Origin of the sequence: Vibrio kanaloae, assembly GCF_024347535.1 — a bacterium.
Classification (GTDB): Bacteria; Pseudomonadota; Gammaproteobacteria; order Enterobacterales; family Vibrionaceae; genus Vibrio; species Vibrio kanaloae.
The window spans coordinates 1,274,094-1,294,011 of record NZ_AP025497.1; the positions used below are offsets into that span (position 1 = coordinate 1,274,094).

Annotated in this window: 13 protein-coding genes; 8 read left to right on the forward strand and 5 right to left on the reverse strand. The window is 43.2% G+C overall.

Annotation, left to right across the window (positions count from 1 at the left end; translation table 11 throughout):
• Positions 1-79 precede the first annotated feature (79 nt).
• From OCV24_RS06010 to nhaA, 4 genes are all read left to right on the forward strand, one after another.
• Positions 80-751, forward strand: a complete 672-nt coding sequence (locus OCV24_RS06010) for an ABC transporter ATP-binding protein (protein WP_017057568.1) — start codon at positions 80-82, stop codon at positions 749-751.
• On the forward strand, positions 732-3,185 hold the full coding sequence (locus OCV24_RS06015; RefSeq protein ID WP_150878435.1) for an ABC transporter permease: 2,454 nt from the start codon (positions 732-734) through the stop codon (positions 3,183-3,185). Before OCV24_RS06010 ends, OCV24_RS06015 begins: the two co-directional genes overlap by 20 nt.
• Positions 3,175-4,323, forward strand: coding sequence for a lipocalin-like domain-containing protein (locus OCV24_RS06020; RefSeq protein ID WP_017057566.1), 1,149 nt, complete (start codon positions 3,175-3,177; stop codon positions 4,321-4,323). The genes OCV24_RS06015 and OCV24_RS06020 overlap by 11 nt, the downstream gene beginning before the upstream one ends.
• Before the next feature lie 276 nt (positions 4,324-4,599).
• The gene (nhaA, locus tag OCV24_RS06025; RefSeq protein WP_077680541.1) at positions 4,600-5,751 is read left to right on the forward strand and encodes a Na+/H+ antiporter NhaA; all 1,152 of its coding nucleotides are present in this window, start codon (positions 4,600-4,602) and stop codon (positions 5,749-5,751) included.
• A gap of 227 nt (positions 5,752-5,978) precedes the next feature.
• On the opposite strand, the gene OCV24_RS06030 is transcribed toward nhaA, so the two are convergent.
• Together OCV24_RS06030 and OCV24_RS06035 are read right to left on the reverse strand one after the other, a co-directional pair.
• Positions 5,979-6,590, reverse strand: coding sequence for an OmpA family protein (locus OCV24_RS06030; RefSeq protein ID WP_017057564.1), 612 nt, complete (start codon positions 6,588-6,590; stop codon positions 5,979-5,981).
• On the reverse strand, positions 6,590-7,897 hold the full coding sequence (locus OCV24_RS06035) for a TolC family outer membrane protein (RefSeq protein WP_046224598.1): 1,308 nt from the start codon (positions 7,895-7,897) through the stop codon (positions 6,590-6,592). The genes OCV24_RS06030 and OCV24_RS06035 overlap by 1 nt, the downstream gene beginning before the upstream one ends.
• 308 nt (positions 7,898-8,205) lie before the next feature.
• On the opposite strand from OCV24_RS06035, the gene OCV24_RS06040 reads away from it, so the two are divergent.
• From OCV24_RS06040 to fabV, 4 genes are all read left to right on the forward strand, one after another.
• Positions 8,206-11,301 (forward strand): VCBS domain-containing protein, encoded by a 3,096-nt coding sequence (locus OCV24_RS06040; protein WP_017057562.1) that lies wholly within the window; start codon positions 8,206-8,208, stop codon positions 11,299-11,301.
• A 460-nt stretch (positions 11,302-11,761) separates the two neighbouring features.
• Positions 11,762-12,391 carry a TetR/AcrR family transcriptional regulator gene (locus tag OCV24_RS06045; protein ID WP_017057561.1) on the forward strand — a complete coding sequence of 210 codons (630 nt, stop codon included), beginning with the start codon at positions 11,762-11,764 and terminating at the stop codon, positions 12,389-12,391.
• 55 nt (positions 12,392-12,446) lie between these two features.
• Positions 12,447-14,729, forward strand: a complete 2,283-nt coding sequence (locus OCV24_RS06050; protein ID WP_017057560.1) for an acyl-CoA dehydrogenase — start codon at positions 12,447-12,449, stop codon at positions 14,727-14,729.
• 209 nt (positions 14,730-14,938) lie between these two features.
• A complete protein-coding gene (gene fabV, locus OCV24_RS06055) occupies positions 14,939-16,141 on the forward strand; it encodes an enoyl-ACP reductase FabV (RefSeq protein WP_017057559.1) in 1,203 nt (400 codons plus the stop codon).
• 220 nt (positions 16,142-16,361) lie between these two features.
• Here the strand turns inward: fabV and OCV24_RS06060 are convergent, their stop codons facing one another.
• From OCV24_RS06060 to OCV24_RS06070, 3 genes are all read right to left on the reverse strand, one after another.
• Positions 16,362-18,044: an aspartate:alanine antiporter gene (locus tag OCV24_RS06060; RefSeq protein ID WP_017057558.1), complete on the reverse strand. Its 1,683-nt coding sequence runs from the start codon at positions 18,042-18,044 to the stop codon at positions 16,362-16,364.
• A 201-nt stretch (positions 18,045-18,245) separates the two neighbouring features.
• Positions 18,246-18,509 carry a GrxA family glutaredoxin gene (locus OCV24_RS06065; RefSeq protein WP_009847069.1) on the reverse strand — a complete coding sequence of 88 codons (264 nt, stop codon included), beginning with the start codon at positions 18,507-18,509 and terminating at the stop codon, positions 18,246-18,248.
• Between the two features lie 450 nt (positions 18,510-18,959).
• Entirely contained in the window at positions 18,960-19,814 is an 855-nt protein-coding gene (locus OCV24_RS06070) for a MurR/RpiR family transcriptional regulator (protein WP_017057557.1), read from the reverse strand.
• Positions 19,815-19,918 lie beyond the last annotated feature (104 nt).

The following is a 19,918-nucleotide window of genomic DNA, read 5'->3' on the forward strand; positions in this document are numbered from 1 at the left end:
CTATCTTTCAAAATACTTCCTCCTAACAGGGAATTAGTGTAGATTCTTCTTCCAAATTCTAACTAATGTGAGCGGTTTAATGTTAAAGCTGTCAGACCTATGTAAAGGCTATGTCGATGGGGGGGAGTTTCACCCTGTTTTGCAAGGTGCAGAGTTAACGTTAAACCAAGGTGATCAGCTAGCTTTAATGGGAGAAAGCGGTTCTGGTAAAAGTACTTTACTGAATCTTATTGCGGGTTTAGACCTTGCCGATTCTGGTGAAATCGCTTTCCCTAACTTCAATATGCATGATTCGACTGAGCGCAATCGTACTGCATATCGCAGAAATAATATCGGTCACATCTTTCAGCAATTTAATTTACTTCCAACGCTTAACATAGCCGATAACATCCGCTTTTGCCGACAACTAAAGGGCTTACCTGAAGATAAAGGTTTGTGGCGACAAATCCTATCCGCTCTCGATTTAATGCCTTTACTTGGACGTTACCCAGAAGAGGCGTCTGGTGGTCAACAACAGCGTGCAGCGATTGCACGAGCTTTGTATATGGAACCAAAGATTCTATTGGCTGATGAGCCAACGGGTAGTTTGGATGAGCGCAATGCAGAAGCGGTAATGCGTTTACTGACTTCGTTGACTCGTCAATTAGAATGTACACTGTTGCTTGTCACTCACAGTGAAAAAGTGGCGCTACACATGGATGGTCGAATCCGTCTGCAAGGAGGGCAATTACATGTTATGGCCCGTAGTTAAAGCGCTACTTGGTCACTATCGACGTTACCCTCTTCAGATTCTCTTGGTATGGCTTGGTTTAACCCTTGGCGTCTCACTACTGGTTGGTGTTACAGCCATCAACCAACATGCCAAACAAAGCTATACACATGGCGAACGACTGTTTTCAAATCCTCTTCCTTACCGTATTCGACCAAAACACAACGCCAATAAAATTCCACAAGGTTTTTATATTCAGCTTCGCCGTGATGGATTTCAGCAGTGCTCTCCTTTTGACTATCATCGTATCACCGATGAAAACGGGGCAAACTTTATGCTGACTGGTTTAGACCCTGTGTCTATGCTCCAACTTCAGCCTGGTACTGCCTTAAAAGACCTCACGACTTTAAACTTAATGAAGCCACCATACCCAATTCTTGTTAGCCATGATCTTGCTGAGTATATGGAGTGGATAAATGGGGACTATATCCACCTTATAGATGGCTCTGAGTTAGGGCCAATCGTCGTTGACCAAAATAACCAGATCAACGGCACTCGTCTCATTGCGGATATTTCTTTGCTTAGAATGCTCAAACGCAGTTCAGGGCTTTCGGTGATTGCGTGCTCAGACATGCCAACGGAGAAGTTTGAACGACTCAAAAATATATTACCGAATGGATTAACTATTTCTCGTAGTTCGAAGGCGGAACTTGAGTCTCTGACCAGTGCTTTTCACATGAACCTGACCGCGATGGGTATGCTGTCTTTTGTGGTAGGTTTATTTATCTTCTACCAAGCGATGTCGCTCTCTTTTATTCAGCGTCAACCGTTAGTCGGTATTCTAAGACAAACCGGTGTTTCAGGGTGGCAGTTAACAAAAGCACTTTGTTTAGAGTTGTTGCTTTTGGTTCTACTGAGCTGGATATGCGGCAATATATTTGGCGTAATGCTAGCTAACCAACTGTTGCCCGCTGTTTCTTCAAGTTTGGGCGACCTTTATGATGCTAATGTTGGTTTAACGTTAAGCTGGAGTTGGCGTTGGAGTGGCTATAGCTTATTAATGGCATTGCTTGGTGCATTTTTAGCTTGCGCTTGGCCGTTGGTTCGTTTGCTTAAGTCTCAACCTATTCGTTTGACCTCGCGGCTTTCATTGATGCGTTTTGCTGGTACTGAGTTTACTTGGCAGGCTTTGATTGGCTGTGGTTTCTGTGTCGCAGCTGTTGCTGTATATCAAGCTCCCCAGACCCAAGAATCCGGCTTTGCTATTATCGCTCTGATGCTGGTTAGTGTCGCTCTGTTTACACCTTTCTTGATGTGGAAGCTATTCAATGGTCTCTCTTATTCTTTACGTTGGGTTCGTGCTCGTTGGTTCTTCGCTGACGCTGCCTCAAGCATGAGCTATCGTGGTGTTGCGACCATGGCTTTTATGTTGGCATTAACGGCAAATATTGGTGTTGAGACCATGGTTGGTAGCTTTAGGGATACCACTGACAAATGGTTAACACAGCGTTTGGCGGCGGACTTATATATCTACCCAACCAACAATGCTGCTGCTCGTATGAGTAGTTGGTTGTCAGAACAACCTGAAGTAGACTCTGTGTGGTGGCGTTGGGAGAAAGATCTCGCTTCACCTGTCGGTAGTATTCAAATGGTGAGTACAGGTTCCTCTGAGGGGGAACTGGAAGCTCTGACGATTAAGTTAGGTATTCCAAATTATTGGTATCATTTACACCACTCTAGAGGCGTGTTGATCAGCGAGTCGATGTCTTTAAAGTTGGGTATTCGTCCTGGGGACTACATTGACCTTTATGACAGCCTAGGTTCCGGTTGGCAGGTTGTTGGTGTGTATTACGATTATGGCAATCCTTACCATCAGGTGATGATGTCACATCGAAACTGGTTGTATGGATTTGCAGGCAGAGGCAATGTAGGGCTTGGCGTTATATTAGAAGATGATGTGAACTCTGTAGGGTTACGTAGCCGGCTAGAGAGTATATTTCGATTAGGATCTGAACGTATTTTCGACAATAACAATATCCACAGCCAAGCCATGCGTGTGTTTGATAGAACGTTCGCGATTGCCGACACATTAGGTAACATCACTTTAGTTATTGCGGTTTTCGGGATTTTCTTTGCTACTGTCGCAGGGGAGGTGTCGCGTCAAAGACACATTTCTTTACAACGGTGTTTAGGTGTATCTGCAAAAGAACTGATTTTAACTGGTAGCTTACAGTTGTTTGTATTTGGACTCATTTCCTCTTTGATAGCCGTTCCGCTTGGTTTGGCTTTAGCGAGTTTGATTGTTGATATTGTTATTAAGCAATCTTTTGGTTGGTCACTCGAGTTGCAAGTGATTCCATGGGATTATTTGGTGACATTTGCGTGGGCAATGGCTGCATTAATGCTTGCTGGAGCTTTACCTGTTATGAGAATGATTCGGAACACGCCGATGAAATCACTTAGGGATGCGCTTTAATATGTCTCAACGGAATCGTACTACTAAACTAAGACACCGAGTTGTCTCTTCTCTTTTATTAGTCAGTTTTTTTGGTGCTCTTATCGGTATTTGGGCCTATTATTCATATTTCGCTGATGCTGGTGAAAAGGGAGTCAATGAAGTCAATTCGGTGCTGGTCAGTGAGCATTTCAATGTATTTGAACCAGTGCTGCCAGATAGAGACGTTTCTTTACCGCGAGATTTCTCATTTCATCCAGACTTCCAACACGAATGGTGGCACTACTTTGCGTCGTTAATAGGGGAAGATGGTAAAAAATACTCGGTTCAATGGAGTTTCTTTCGTATCGCAACAGATGAGCGCGAGGCTTCGGGATGGCAAAGTCCACAGATCTATATTTCAAATGTAGTGATCTCTTCTGAATCTAAAGTCTGGAAGGAGCAGCGTTTGGCGCGTGGTGGTATTGGTCAAGCTGGAATGACCAATCGCCCGTTTAGAATTTGGATTGATAACTGGAACTGGCGTTCGCTGGGGAACACACCATTTCCTAGTCGTCTTCAAGTCAAAACGGATACATTTAGTCTTGAATTGGATACCGTGGCAAAAGGGCCATATGTGTTCAATGATGAGCATGGGTATCAGAAAAAACACGACTTACTGCCTGTCGCGTCATACAACTTCAGTGCGCCCTTTTTATCATTGAATGGTGTGTTGAACCTAGATGGTATTACCAAGGAAGTTAAAGGTACTGCATGGGTACATAAAGAGTGGGGTAGTGGCTTGCTGGGCGTCGGGCAACAAGGCTGGGACTGGTTTGTTTTCAACCTCGATGATGGTACAGCTCTGAGTATTAGCCGCTATCGCCATAACCAACAGTTACCTTATGTGTTTGGAACATTAGCCACTCGTTCAGGCAAAGTCTACCAATTAACGGATTCTGATATTTCTATTAAGCCTTTGCAGAACACGACGTTATTGAATGGCAGAAGAATGCCATTACAGTGGATAATCAACGTGCCACAGTACGATATCAACCTTACGACACGTATCCAACGCAGAGATATGTGGTTGCCTTTTGTTATACCTTATTGGGAAGGACCAATTATGGCGAGTGGCAGCCATGAAGCGAAAGGCTTTATGCAATTAACCGGTTACTAGAAAAACACCTAAGGCTATCATTTGATAGCCTTTTTTTATGTGAATCATTTCCGTCCGGATTAAAAAAATTGTGAATACAGCTTCGTTTATCTCATCTATACTTATTTAATGGAGCATATTAACATTATGGAATTTACGACGTATTGTTTAGTATTTGTAGGAAAAACCGAAGCTAAACATCCGAAGAAGTGATTATCTATCGTTAAAGCTTGGATATAAACTCATAGCTATTCTTTGTTATTCGTTTATTTAAATAATAAATATAAGGGCGAAATCATGACCGACGTCATTCGTGACTTCTTTAAAATGGAATCTGCTGGCGGCATCATACTAGTCATCGCTGCGGCGATCGCAATGTTTGTAGCAAATTCACCACTGAACGAAATGTACCAAGGTGTACTTCACAGTTACGTTCTTGGTATGTCTATGTCTCACTGGATTAACGATGGCTTAATGGCCGTGTTCTTTCTTCTCATCGGTTTGGAAGTAAAGCGCGAACTTTTAGAAGGCGCATTAAAGTCTAAAGAAACAGCAATCTTCCCAGCTATCGCAGCCGTGGGCGGTATGCTAGCTCCTGCACTTATCTACGTGTTATTCAATTCTGGTAACCCAGAAGCCTTACAAGGTTGGGCTATCCCTGCAGCAACTGATATCGCATTCGCATTGGGTATAATGGCTCTACTAGGCAACCGTGTGCCAGTAAGTTTGAAGGTATTCTTACTTGCGTTGGCAATTATTGATGACCTTGGTGTTGTTGTCATTATTGCACTGTTTTATTCAAGCGACCTATCCACACTTGCATTAACTATTGGCTTTATTGCGACTGGCGTGCTGTTCATGTTAAACAACAAACATGTAACTAAGCTGAGTGTGTACCTAATTGTTGGGGCAATTCTTTGGTTCGCAGTACTGAAGTCTGGGGTTCACGCAACATTGGCAGGTGTAGTTATTGGTTTTGCTATCCCGCTGAAAGGTAACAAAGGGGAGCATTCTCCGCTGAAACATTTAGAGCATGCATTGCACCCATATGTAGCTTTTGCGATCTTGCCAATTTTTGCATTTGCAAATGCAGGTATTTCTTTGGAAGGCATCTCAATCTCAAGCTTAACAAGTATGTTGCCTTTAGGCATCGCTATGGGTTTATTGATTGGTAAGCCTCTTGGCATCTTTGCATTTAGCTGGGGTGCGGTGAAACTTGGTATCGCTAAGCTTCCTGAAGGTGTGAACTTTATGAACATATTCGCAGTATCTGTGTTGTGCGGTATTGGTTTTACAATGTCAATCTTTATCTCTTCACTGGCGTTTGGCCCCACGAACGCGGAGTTTGATACGTTTGCTCGACTCGGTATCCTGATGGGGTCAACGACAGCTGCGATTTTGGGTTATATCTTACTGCGTCTGTCTCTACCGAAAACAAACCAACAGTAAGTGGGAATTTAATCGGTTCACCAAGTAACCAGAACTGAGTCACATGGGTATTACAATGATTCATGTGACAACAAATAAAAAAGCCGTGGAGGGTAACCCTATCACGGCTTTTTATCTTATTCTCTAGCAATTATTTTTCTAGCAACTAGTTGTGTCAGGCATTTTCTTGCTTCGTGCTGTTGCTTCTAAAGCAAAATCCATAAACCTTTAGAGACTAGAGTGTTACGCTACTTTTCAAGCGTGGTAAATATTGTCCACTCCTCGACGATTTGTTCACTTAGCCCTACTACCGTCGCCGTTACTTTTCGATTTAGTGCGTGAGACTTAGGGTCATCGCCATCTTTTTCTAAACGCTCTTCACCGTAGCCTATAACTCTCACTCGACTCGGGTCGACGCCATTTGATAACAATTCATCTTCAACTTGGTGAGCGCGTTTTTTCGATAACTCTAAGTTGTATTCACTAGCTCCCACCTTGCTTGCGTAACCTTGAATCTCAATAGACGCGCTTTGATAGGTTTCTAAGAACTCAGCCATGGTCGTGATTTGATCAGAGAAGATCGGGTTAACTTCAAACGAATCATTGGCAAACAGAATTCTCAACTGTCTGACGTCTTGCGAACGAACTGTCTCTCCGCAACCTTCATTGTCAACGAGTGACGTTTCAGGTGTACCGGGGCAAGTGTCTCGAGCATTAACCACGCCATCGTTATCATCGTCTTGCAGGTCGGAAATCTGTTCTGCTTCCGGCGTTTCGATGTAGGTCTCTTCATTTTGGTTAGAACATGCACATAACGTTATCGTTAAAGCAGAAAGTAATAAGTAAGGTGTCTTCATCATTAATACTCCACGGCCGTTGTCCACTCGTCTGGTATATCGACCAGTAGAGCGTTCAATAGAGAACCGGTAGCGTTCATTACACGATATTTAGCGTACTGTTCAGAGTAATGGGCATCCAAGTAATCTTTACGGGCTTCAAATAATTCATTCTCAGTGTTGAGCAAGTCAAGCAGAGTACGTTTACCTATTCGGTACTGTTTTTCATAAGCGATAACGGTTTCCGAAGCTGAATCTACGTGATCAGATAAGAAGTTCTTTTGTTGTAACGTAAGATCCAAAGCACTCCAAGATAGGCGAAGGCCCTCCTCTACTTGGCGGTAAGCACGATCTCTCAGATCTTTGGCTTTATTCAGTTGGTAAGCTGCCGATTCAGAGTTCGCACTGTCAGTACCTCCGTTATATAGGTTATATCGCATTCTTAACATTGCCAGAGTTTCTTGGCTCGAACCTTCATCCCCTCCAGCGTCATCACGCCATGATTGAGAAGCTTCAATAGAGAAAGTTGGGTAATTTACTCCCTTCGACTGCTTGTATTGGAAATATGCTGAATCAACATCTGCAGAAGCGACTTTGATGACTGGATGCTTATCCAAAGCATCAACAATGGCGTCTGTTAGTGACAAAGGAATCATAGAGATATCAGCTCTCGGGTAAACTAAGCCTAGCGGTTCTTGACCCACAATTCGTCTAAATTGGGTATGGGTATCAATCAAATTATTTTGCGCGGCCAATAAATTACCGTGAGCTTTTGCGATCCTAGCTTCTACTTGGGAAACGTCTGCCGTTGAGCCTATACCAGAATTAGCTCGTTTTTTGATGTCTTTATAGATTTTTTTGTGTATCGCAAGGTTACTTTCCGATAGGGCTAATACCTCCGTAGCTTTTACTGCATCTAGATAGATTTGGGTAACCTCAAGTGCTTTGTCTTCGGCGTCCGCGAGCAATTGCAAGCGAACCGATTCGGCTTCAGCGGCGGTGCGGTCAATGTCGTATAGAGTCGCGGAACCATCCCATAATAATTGAGTTAGGGATATCGTCGCTTCCTTTCTGGTTAGATCCGTATCAGGTCCGTTATTTGGTGCTGGGTTTATACCTTCGTAACCGATACCTGCATCTAGGTCGATACTAGGCTTATAAGCGCCACCAGAGGCGTCATTTTGTTTTTTTACGCTCACATACTCATTGAATATACTTTTTATCTCTGGATTCGTTGCCAAGGTGATCGCAACAGATTGTTCTAGAGTTTGAGCTGCAAGCGGTGTTGCAGTAATTAAGCAACACATGATGGATAGTTTAAACAATTTCAAAGTAGCTCTCCTTCTACTTTTATATGTTTTGACCATTCTCTCAGCAGTATTTTCTGCTTCATTGAGAGACAGACTGTATAAACGAAGCTTAGGACATATGTCAAAAAATGCGAAGTTTGTTTGTTTTTTTTCATTGGTAAGTCGCTATTGCTATTGACTAATTTTAAAACCGCTATAACAACACTCATTTAGTGAGTTGATTATCAATAATGTCGGTACTAAATTTATTGTATGCGACAGCCATAATGCAGAACTGTGAGTAAGTCGGCGTTGAGGGTGTTCTGGGTAGAGGAAGTGGGAACTTAGATATGGGAAATATCAACCTAAATATACTAGGTCTTGCTAGCGGGAGTGTAGTGCTCGACGCTCAAGGCCAAGTTAGACGTTTGTCTCCGGGCGAACAACCAGCCGCTAGCGACGTAATTATCAGTTTTGATACTAGTGAAGAGAGTGTACCAAGTGTTTCTGCACGTTTTGTAGATAACCAGGGCCAACAAAATGTGCTAGATACTGATGACGCGATCGCTCAAGTACAACGTGCTATCGAAGAAGGGTTTGATCCAACTGAATTAGGAGAAGAATTTGATACTGGAGCCGGTGAGCAAGGTTCGAGTTTAACCAACAGCGGAAGAATAGAACGAACTGGTGCAGAGACTCTCGCTCAAACTAACTTTGAAACGGAAGGTTTTGAGTCGCAAGGGTTATCAGAGACCCAAAGTATTGCGTTGTTTGACATTATTGCGTTGGTGCTTGTCTCTGGAGAAACTAATGTATTTGAATTTGAGCTAGATGAACCAATTGAAACTGGGGGAGTTCTGACTACCGACCAACCAGATGTTGTTTTTCTGGCCAAAGAAGAAGAAGGGGAAAATGGACTAGGTTTATTTGTTATAAACGAAGATGGCACTTGGACCTTTGTTGCCAATAGCCCATTCAACGAACTCTCTGAAGGTGAGGAAATTCAAGATACCATTACTGTTCAAACCTCCGATGGGGGAGAACAAGTGATTAACGTAACTATTATTGGTACAGATGACCTTGCTGTTGCTACTAATGGCTCGGGAAGCGTAACAGAAGATGTTAACGTTGATGAACTGACAAATCAGCTCGAGACATCGGGTCAAATCACAATATCTGATGTCGATAATGAAACTCCGACCTTCTTGCTTGATGGCGATTTTGAACCTGAGGGGTCGACGAATCAATCACCGTTGGGAGCGTTGACTATTTCTCCGGATGGAGAATGGACTTATGTCGTCAACAATGATGCTGTGCAGTACCTGGATGACGATGAGTTCGTTACCGAGGTTTACACTGTTACTGCGATTGACGGTACAACAAGCGAAGTCACGATTACCATCAATGGTGCGGATGATCCGTCGGAAATCACCGTTGGTGAAGGCGATTCGGATATGGGAGAAGTAACAGAGGATGTAGATGTTGATCTAGAAAGCAATAACTTGATGACCTCTGGGACACTTACCATTACAGATGTTGATGCCAATGATGTCGCGGCTTTTGAGCCCAACGGAACGTTTAATCCGGAAAGTTCGACCAATGAGACCGCGTTGGGTATGTTGACCATAACCGATGATGGAGCATGGACTTACGTCGTGGACAACGATGATGTGCAATACCTTGACGACGATGAGTTCGTTACCGAGGTTTACACTGTTACTGCAATTGACGGTACAACAAGCGAAGTCACGATTACCATCAATGGTGCGGATGATCCATCTGAAATTACCGTTGGTGAAGGTGACTCTGATACTGGAGAAGTGACCGAAGACTTGAATGTCGACTTAGAGACAAACGAACTCATGACGTCGGGTACTCTCACGATTTCCGATGTTGATACTAATGATATGCCGGCCTTTAAGCCTAATGGTGTGTTTACACCGGTGGGTTCTACCAATGCATTAGCACTGGGTATGTTAACTATCACACCTGAGGGGGCGTGGAGTTACGTGGTTGATAATGATGCCGTTCAATACCTAGGTGACGACGATACAGTTATTGAGAATTATGTGGTCACCGCAATTGATGGTGTTGAACATGTTATCGAAATAACGATCAATGGTGTTAACGATGCTCCTGAAGCAACGAGCTTTGTGGTGGTCAATGATGACGACGCCGTTATTCCTATTCTGTTCGACTCTGAAGATGGTGGCATGCCAGATTACATCTCAGACATAGAAGATGATTACAATGAGATCCCTTTAAATGTTCGTATTAATACTCTACCAACCAGTGGCACGCTTCTTTATACGGATGAAAATGGAGTCACGAGAGAGATAGTGCAGTCTGATGTGGATAACGGCGTGCTGTTTGTTCCAAATAATATTAGTTTTGTCGCTGGGGCTGGAGAGTTGTTTGAAATGGGCTTCAGTGGCGATCCTGAGGACATGCCTGACCTTGTCGATGGCTTCCATAATTGGGGAGTGGCGGTATCTCCAACAGAAAGACTGATCACCTTAGCCAACGGCAATACCATTACATTAACTATCGAAGATAATAATGACAAGCCACTTAAGCAGTATCAAGGTGAGCAGCCTCATGTTGGTTATGGGATTGGTGATACTGATGGTAGAGGTATGAACATGCAGGAGACCTTGATCATCGACTTTACCAACAACCCGCTTGATGTCGTTCACTTTGGATTAGATGGTATGGGAGGAGAGTTTAATACCAACAGCAGCGTACATATTGAAGTTATTTACACGTTTGCTGACGGGACAACGGCTAGCGAGCAATATCAAAAAGACGAAGGCGATACAGGAAACCAGCAGATTCTTTACGAGTTCAGCTACTCGTCACCAAGTAATCCTATTGTGGGTATGGAGCTTTCATCTTCGGGTGGTAACTGGGAGCTGCGTTATGTTCAAGGTAACGAGACTGTAACCGATGACCCTCAGTTTGACTATGTCGCTGTAGATTCAAGTGGCGCTGAAAGCACGGTCGAAACGGTGACCGTTGATACTGAAGAACCACAACTATATAACGTGATTAGTGCTGCGAGTAACGAACCGCTGTTTGCTGTTGCTGGCAATGATTTATTGATTGGTGATAGTGAGGACAACATCTTTACTTGGTTAGACTCTGCGATCGATAACGGTATCGACATCATTAAAGGCTTTGATCTTTATACTAGTGGCGTAGGTGATTTAATTGACCTGAATGATCTCATTGAAGATCCACAAGATGAAACTCAAATGGCTGAGTTACTTAGTATGATTGAGGTGACGGTTGATGGTGAAGATATTGCTCTGTCTATTCCAATTAATGGTGGGGGTGATGCTCAAACCATAATCATAGAAGGAATTACAACGGACATGGGGGCTTCAGTTGACCTTGGTAATGATCTCGCGATATTGGGAGAACTTATCAAAAACGATGCAGCTTAAGTAACCGTTAATTTAAATAACAATCAGTTAAGTCAATATCGCAACAACGTTAAGTAAGAGAAGAAAGCCTTCAATTTGGAGGCTTTCTTTTTCATCGAGCCATAATCTTTTGTGCTAAAAATCAAAAAAAAGCCCAAACCAACGTGGTTTGGGCGGATACAAGTCTAGGAGTTAATAAGGAAAATGCAGTAATTAAGAAAGCAGTGAGAAGCACAAGTTTGACGGCCTGTTAAACTTCTAAATACTCTGTTTTCTACCTAATTTATGACCTTCCATTTCCATTTCAGTTCCAAGAAAATTCATTATTTTTTCTTTTTTTGTAAACACACATCGATTCAAGCGGTTAGTGCTGAGTTTTATTAACTGGTACGACCAATTTGTGAAAATGTGATGTTGCTTGCTTGTTAAATAAATGTACTAGGCGTATATTTCAAACAGTTGTTTAATACGAGTGATTGAAATGGCACCAAGAAGTACAACCAAAGACAAAATCTTAGATGTAGCTGAAGGCTTATTTGCTGAGCACGGTTTCAATGACACCTCTTTACGCACTATTACAGGTAAAGCCAATGTCAATTTAGCTTCGGTCAATTACCACTTTGGCGATAAGAAAACTCTGGTTCGTGCAGTTCTCAATCGTTATTTAGAGGCATTTATGCCAGCATTGCAAGACGCTTTGGTGAACTTAAACTTGGACGAAACGTATTCTATGAATGATGTGTTTGAGTCTTTAAGGCAACCACTAAGAGCCCTTAATGATGTTAGGCCTAATGGCACAAGTCGATTTATGTTACTTATCGGCAGAGGCTATACGGATGTGCAAGGGCACTTGCGTTGGTTCATTACAACTCGTTATAGCGAAGTACTTTCTTTATTTACGACGTCAGTAATGAAGGCGAATCCGAACCTCACTCAAGAACAGCTATTTTGGCGATTACACTTCACTTTAGGGGCTTGTGTATTCACCATGGCATCAAGTCAGGCTCTGGTAGAAATTGCAGAAAATGACTACGACAGAAAGATAGATGCTAAGGCAGTGGTCGATATTCTTATTCCATATTTAGCCGCTGGCATGTCAGCAGAAGAATAAAACAATAAAAAGCGAAATATTCACAACCAATATAGTGAACAAAAGGATCTGAACTATGAGCTCTCTAAGACAAAAATGGGTAAGTGACCCAGCTTTTAAACTCTTTAAAAAAGTACTACCACCACTATCTAACACCGAAAAAGAAGCGATGGAAGCGGGTAGCGTGTGGTGGGACGGAGAGCTGTTTTCTGGTAAACCAGATTTCACTAAGCTGCACCAATACCCAAAACCTCAGCTGACAGCAGAAGAGCAATCGTTCATGGATAATGAGCTTGAAACCTTGCTCGCTATGCTTGATGACCACCAAATTGTAAAAGAAGATCGAGACCTTCCTGAAGAGGTGTGGAACTTCTTACGTAAAGAGCGTTTCTTTTCTCTTATTATTGCGAAAGAGTATGGCGGTCGTGAATTTTCAGCACACGCCAACTCTACTATAGTAACTAAGATTGCGACGCGTAGTATCAGCACTGCGGTTTCGGTAATGGTTCCAAACTCTCTTGGTCCTGGTGAGCTGCTGTCTCACTACGGTACTCAAGATCAAAAAGACTACTGGCTGCCTCGTCTTGCTGACGGAACAGATATCCCATGTTTCGCATTAACCGGCCCTGAAGCAGGTTCTGATGCGGGCGGTATCCCTGATGTCGGTACTGTGTGTATGGGAATGCACGAAGGTAAAGAGACACTAGGTATTAAGCTTAACTGGAACAAACGCTACATTACGTTAGCACCAGTAGCGACTGTACTTGGGCTGGCTTTTAAACTGCACGATCCTGAGAAACTACTTGGCGACAAAGAAGACATCGGCATCACTTGTGCGCTAATCCCGGCAGACCACGAAGGTGTTGTGATTGGTGAACGTCATGACCCACTTGGTCTTGCATTTATGAATGGTCCAACACGCGGTCACGATGTGTTTATCCCAATGGAGTGGCTAATCGGTGGCGCAGATTATGCAGGTAAAGGCTGGCGTATGCTGGTGGAATGTCTGTCTGCCGGTCGTGGTATCTCGTTACCGGCACTTGGCACGGCGATGGGCCATCTAACGGCGAAAACGACTGGTGCGTACGCTTATGTTCGTAAGCAGTTCGGTATGTCGATTGGTAAATTTGAAGGTGTTGCTGAGAGCTTAGGCCGTATTGGTGGCTTAACGTATCTACTAGAAGCGACTCGTACACTGACAACTACTTCACTTGATATGAAAGAAAAGCCGGGTATCGTAACGGCTATCGCAAAATATCACATGACAGAGATGGCACGTACTATTCTGAATGATTCAATGGACATTCACTCAGGTCGTGCCATTCAAGATGGCCCAATGAACTACTTGGCAGCACCTTACTTAGGTATTCCTGTTGCTATCACAGTAGAAGGTGCGAACATCCTAACTCGTAACCTGATGATCTTTGGTCAAGGTGCGACACGCTGTCACCCATACGTATTGAGCGAAATGGAAGCAGCAGCGAACCCTGATGAGAAGCAAGGTGCGAAGGATTTCGATAAATTGTTGTTCAAGCATATCTCACACGCGACTAAGAACACGTTCGGTGCATTTGGGGCTGCATTAACGGGCTCTAAGTTCATTAAAGCGAACATGAGTGGCCCAACGAAACCTTACTACCAAGATTTGACTCGTTTGAGCCGTGCGCTTGCAGTCAGTGCGGATTTCGCAATGCTGACGCTAGGTGGCGAACTGAAACGTAAAGAGCTTATCTCTGCACGTTTGGGTGATGGTCTCAGTTACCTATACATGGCGTCTGCTGCGCTTAAGAAGTATGAAGACGAAGGTCGTCAACAAGCTGACCTAGACTACGTACATTACGCGGTTCAACACTGTTTCCACAACGCGGCTAAATCGCTACAAGAAGCGTACAGAAACTTCCCGAACAAGATGGTGGGTAAAGTACTTAAAGGTCTAGTTTTCCCTGTAGGTAACCACTTCGAGAAACCGAGTGATAACCTAACAGTTCAACTAGCAGAGAGCTTGATGACTCCAGGTGCACACCGTGAACGTCTGACTCACCTTTGTTACATTGGCAAAGAGGAAGATGATAGTGTTGGCCTTATGGAGAATGCTTTCAATGCGATGTACAGCATCAAGCCTCTGGAGCGTAAGATCTTCAAAGCAGTGAAAGAGGGCAAAGTAGCTCGTAAAGGCTTGCTTGCGGATAAACTGGCTCAAGCACTTGCTGCTGATGTTCTGACACAAGAAGAAGTCGACCAAATTGTTGCTGCTGATAAACTACGCTATACAGCGATTCAAGTTGACCACTTCAGTCATGACTTTAGTGAAACTTTGACGCGAAAAGAGTTAAAACCTAAGCTAAATAGCGTTGCTTAGATAAAGAAATGATAAAAGGCACCTAATAAGGTGCCTTTTTTGTTTTTGTCGTAGAAATTGCAATAGACGCGTTAACAAGTGGTGACTTAGTCAGCAAATATGAGCTGAGTGATCCAACCACTTGCATTTTCACCACATTTTTACAGAAATTAGATGCCATTTGCGCACGAAACTCTTATCCTTAACCTGATTTTTTAAGGAAGTTGAATATGATCATCAAACCTCGAATTCGCGGATTCATCTGTACTACAACACATCCAGTCGGTTGTGAAGCTAATGTAAAAGAACAAATAGCTTACACAAAAGCTCAAGGCCCAATCGCAAACGCACCTAAACGTGTACTAGTTGTTGGTTCTTCAAGTGGCTACGGCTTGTCTTCACGTATTGCGGCTGCATTTGGTGGCGGCGCTTCAACTATCGGTGTTTTCTTCGAGAAAGCCGGTACTGAGAAAAAACCTGGCACAGCTGGTTTTTATAACTCGGCAGCGTTCGACAAGCTAGCTAAAGAAGAAGGTCTGTATTCAAAAAGCCTAAACGGTGATGCTTTCTCTAACGAAGCAAAACAGAAAACAATTGACTTGATCAAAGAAGATCTAGGTCAGATCGATATGGTTGTGTACTCACTGGCGTCTCCAGTGCGTAAAATGCCAGAGACTGGCGAAGTCATTCGTTCAGCTCTTAAGCCTATCGGCGAAACGTACACATCTACAGCGGTAGATACAAACAAAGATGCGATCATCGAAGCAAGCGTGGAGCCTGCAACTGAAGAAGAGATCAAAGACACTGTTACTGTAATGGGCGGTGAAGATTGGGAACTTTGGATCAATGCACTTTCTGAAGCGGGTGTTCTAGCTGACGGTTGTAAGACGGTTGCTTACAGCTACATCGGTACTGAACTAACGTGGCCAATCTACTGGGATGGCGCACTAGGTAAAGCTAAGATGGATCTAGATCGTGCAGCATCAGCGCTTAACGAGAAACTAGGCCAAACTGGCGGCACTGCAAACGTTGCTGTTCTTAAGTCTGTTGTGACTCAAGCAAGCTCTGCCATTCCTGTTATGCCTCTTTACATCGCTATGGTGTTCAAGAAGATGCGTGAAGAAGGTATTCACGAAGGTTGTATGGAACAGATCTTCCGTATGTTCAGCCAGCGTCTATACAAAGAAGACGGCAGCGCGCCAGAAGTGGATGAAGTGAACCGTCTACGTCTAGATGACCTAGAACTTCGTGACGACATTCAAGAGCATTGTCGTAACCTATGGCCTCAAATCACAACTGAAAACCTAAAAGAGTTGACTGACTACGTAGAGTACAAAGAAGAGTTCTTGAAGCTATTTGGTTTCGGTGTTGAAGGTGTTGATTACGAAGCTGATGTCAACCCAGCGGTTGAATTTGATGTAGCTGACATCTAATTCCAACAATCGATTCAAATGAAATAGGCGCTCACTGAGCGCCTATTTTTTTGTCTGTTGTTTGAGTAAAGAGGTAAAGATCAGATAGGGAATTCGAGTTGCGAGATGCGAAGGGATTTAAGAGCAAGTGAAAGAGAAGAAGTAATAAAAAATGCACTAACCCAAAGTGGACTAGTGCATTCGAAATATCTAAGCTTGACTGCCTTTAAAGTCTCAAACGCTAGCTAATAATGATGATAAAAGTACCTGCTAGGGTCATCAAAATATTCGCTATCGCGTAAGTCCCTGCGTAACCTAGTGCTGGGATGGTTGAGCGAGCGTGGCCATTGACTATGTCCATTGCCGGGGCGCAGGTTCGTGCGCCAATGATGGCTCCAAACAGCAGAGCACGGTTCATTTTCAAGACGTAAGCGCCAACTAAGTAAGCGAAGAAAACTGGCAGTACACTTACTATGAGAGCGATACCGATCACCTGGGGACCTACTTGAGTTATGTGCTCAAACATCTTTCCACCAGCACTTAAGCCAATACCAACCATAAAGAACATCAAGCCAAGATCTTTGACCATGTTTAACGCCCCTTGAGGAACGTAGCCAAAGGTAGGGTGGTTAGCTCTTAAAAACCCAAGCATGATACCTGATAGAAGAAGGCCTACAGCATTACCTAACCCAAATGAAACCTGACCAAATGTCATTGTGATCAAGCCGAATAAAATACCCAGAATGAAGAAGCTACAGAAAGCCATCAAGTCTGCCATTTGACTATGGATTGAGATGAAGCCTATTTGCTCCGCTAAGCCATGGACTCGACTTTTCTCACCACTGACTTGTAATACATCACCCTTAGAAAGCACAATGTTTAAGTCCATTGGCATCTCAATCTGAGCTCTCACTACTCGGTTTAAGAAACAGCCATACTCAGACAAATTCAGGTCCGACAGTCGTTTACCCGCGATACTGTCACTCTTAACGACGATCTCTTCTTCTACGATACGAAGATCAAGAAGGTTACGGTCGAAAACTTCTTTACCGTTACGAAAACTCGGGTCAAGACGCGCGTGGCTGTCTGGGAAACCAACCAAAGCAATTTCATCACCTTCTTGCAGAATGGCATCACCATCAGGGTGGGCAAGAATACCATTACGGCGAATACGCTCGATGTAACAGCCAGTTTGACGATAGATACCCAGCTCACGCAGGTTCTTACCGCCTGTCCACGAAACAAGTTCTGGTCCCACACGGTAAGCACGAATAATTGGAAGATAAACCTTACGTTGCCCTGAAGAACCCAGGCCACGCTCTTGAGCTATTTGCTCTGCTGAATCGTGCAGGTTTACTTTCTGAAGCTTTGGAATTAAACGGGCGAACATAATCATACTGATCAAGCCAACCAAGTAAGCCATTGCGTAACCAACAGAAAGGTTTTCAATGATCAGGCCTAAATCCATGTTCCTTGGTATTTCTGCAAGCCCAGAATTCAGAGCGTCTTGAGCTCCTACTAAGATTGGTGTTGCAGTCAAGGCTCCCGCCATCATACCTGCAGATAAACCAAACCCGAGACCAAGGTAGTGGCTGCTGAAATAGGTTAAGGCGATCGCGGTAGAAAGCACCACAAGACTTAGAATGAGATAATGTTTACCGTCTCTGAAGAATATACCGAAGAAGTTTGGTCCTGCTTCAATACCGACACAATAGATAAAGAGCATAAAACCTATGGTGAGAGCGTCTGCGTTAAAGGAAAAACCAAGGTGCCCCATGATCAGGGAAGTTATAAGTACACCTATAGAGTTGCCAAGTTGGAGGCTACCAAACCGAATTTTGCCAATGGCAAGGCCAATCGACAAAACAACAAAGATGAGAAGGATAGGGTTTTGTTCTAGCAAAAAAACAACGTCGATATTCACAGTGGTCGCTCAATAATTGGCGTGGAACACAGGGGTAAGTTACAGAGGTGAATTGTATCTAAATATAAATAAATTATAAGCGGTATTTTGCCTTTTTACTTTAAATTTACTTCTACTTAGCTTGGGTCAGAAATAAAACAGCCCGCAAACAATAGCGGGCTGTGAAATATGCTAGAAAACTAGTTATAACTAAACAGAATCTTAATCGAAAAGACCTAGGTTTTCTTTTGCGTATGCTTCAAATTCTGTGCAACCGCCAATGTGGTCTTGATCGATGAAGATTTGTGGCACAGTGTCTACTGGCTTACCTACTGTTTTTTCTAGGTCTGCTTTGCTTATGCCTTCAGCATGAATATCAACATAACGATAGTTGAAGTCATCACGCTTAGCTTTAAGAGTTTCAGCATGCTCTTTTGCGCGAACACAAAATGGGCAAGCAGGGCGACCAAAAATAACTACAAACATTTCATTTCTCCTAAATACGGGATGAGGCTCGTTAACCTAAAATACGTCAACTATTCTTAAATGAATATGACTCAAAATTCTTGAATCCAACTATGCCTTAATGCATTAGGGAAATAAAGGTGGAATTGCCTCTTAATACAATAGGTTTTACCTATCAGAGCAAATAATGTTCATAAAAAAGATTGTAGTTGTTTTCTATGAATGATACTCCATCATCAAAGGTTATTTTTGGAGATGGATCTGCATTGTCTCTGTTTAATCAATATGGCTGCAAAGTGCTATTGGTTACTGGTTTTACATTAGAGCGCTTGTGACTGTGAAGGGTTACAGTTCGGCTACCTAATTATATAAAGTTTATCAATGTCGTATAAGCGCTATTAAAACCAATAAAAACGGAGCACTAGGCTCCGCTTTTTAGTTCTACTTGTGTTCAGTTCTTGTCTTAGCAGTTTAGAACTGAGAGTACTTCTCGTAACGTGAATCACGCAGTGACTCTTTAACGCGTTTTAGGTTCTCTCTGAAACCAGAGCCACGACGAAGCGTAAAGCCTGTCGCCAACACATCAATAACCGTCATTTGGACAACGCGGCTTGCCATTGGCATATAAACGTCAGTGTCTTCTGGAACATCCAGACAAATAGAAAGCGAGCTTGCTTTGTCTAAAGGAGAATCTTTTGCTGTGATAGCAATAACGGTTGCACCGTTTTCACGAGCTAGGTTCGCGATCTCAACTTGGCTCTTTGTACGGCCAGTGTGAGAGATAAGTACGATGACATCGTTGTCACTGCAGTTAATGCAGCTCATTCGTTGCATCACGATGTCTTCGAAACACGTAATAGGGATATTAAAACGAATAAACTTATTTTGAGCATCTTTAGCGACGGCAGAAGATGCACCCAGTCCGAAGAACGAAATGCGTTTTGCTTGAGTCAACAAGTCAACTGCGCGGTTGACTTGCATCGCATCTAAACTGTTTTTAGCTACGTCCAGACAGGCCATCGTCGATTCGAAAATCTTATGGGTATAAGCATCTGGGCCATCATCTTCCTCAACATTGCGGTTCACGTAAGGTGTACCGTTCGCCAAGCTTTGAGCCAGATGAAGTTTGAAGTCAGGGAAACCCTTTGTGTCTAAACGACGACAGAAACGGTTAACTGTAGGCTCACTCACGTCAGCCATTTTAGCTAAGGTAGCAATGCTAGAATGAATTGCAGTTTGAGGGGAAGCCATGATTACTTCGGCTACTTTACGCTCAGACTTGCTGAAATTTTCCAGGTTTTTTTGTATTTTTTCTAATGTATTCATAGTGTTCACAAGGGTATAGAGAACAACTTGCTAGTTAATATCTTTTACCAGGGGGTATGGCTGAAACAAATATCCGTAATGACAAAACCAGACTTATATTCGGT

Excerpts from the sequence above, each read along its gene's own strand:
- OCV24_RS06010 (WP_017057568.1), top strand. The coding sequence starts at position 80 with ATGTTAAAGCTGTCAGACCTATGTAAAGGCTATGTCGATGGGGGGGAG.
- OCV24_RS06015 (WP_150878435.1), top strand. The coding sequence starts at position 732 with ATGTTATGGCCCGTAGTTAAAGCGCTACTTGGTCACTATCGACGTTAC.
- OCV24_RS06020 (WP_017057566.1), top strand. The coding sequence starts at position 3,175 with ATGCGCTTTAATATGTCTCAACGGAATCGTACTACTAAACTAAGACAC.
- nhaA (WP_077680541.1), top strand. The coding sequence starts at position 4,600 with ATGACCGACGTCATTCGTGACTTCTTTAAAATGGAATCTGCTGGCGGC.
- OCV24_RS06030 (WP_017057564.1), bottom strand. The coding sequence starts at position 6,590 with ATGATGAAGACACCTTACTTATTACTTTCTGCTTTAACGATAACGTTA.
- OCV24_RS06040 (WP_017057562.1), top strand. The coding sequence starts at position 8,206 with ATGGGAAATATCAACCTAAATATACTAGGTCTTGCTAGCGGGAGTGTA.
- OCV24_RS06045 (WP_017057561.1), top strand. The coding sequence starts at position 11,762 with ATGGCACCAAGAAGTACAACCAAAGACAAAATCTTAGATGTAGCTGAA.
- OCV24_RS06050 (WP_017057560.1), top strand. The coding sequence starts at position 12,447 with ATGAGCTCTCTAAGACAAAAATGGGTAAGTGACCCAGCTTTTAAACTC.
- fabV (WP_017057559.1), top strand. The coding sequence starts at position 14,939 with ATGATCATCAAACCTCGAATTCGCGGATTCATCTGTACTACAACACAT.
- OCV24_RS06065 (WP_009847069.1), bottom strand. The coding sequence starts at position 18,509 with ATGTTTGTAGTTATTTTTGGTCGCCCTGCTTGCCCATTTTGTGTTCGC.
- OCV24_RS06070 (WP_017057557.1), bottom strand. The coding sequence starts at position 19,814 with ATGAATACATTAGAAAAAATACAAAAAAACCTGGAAAATTTCAGCAAG.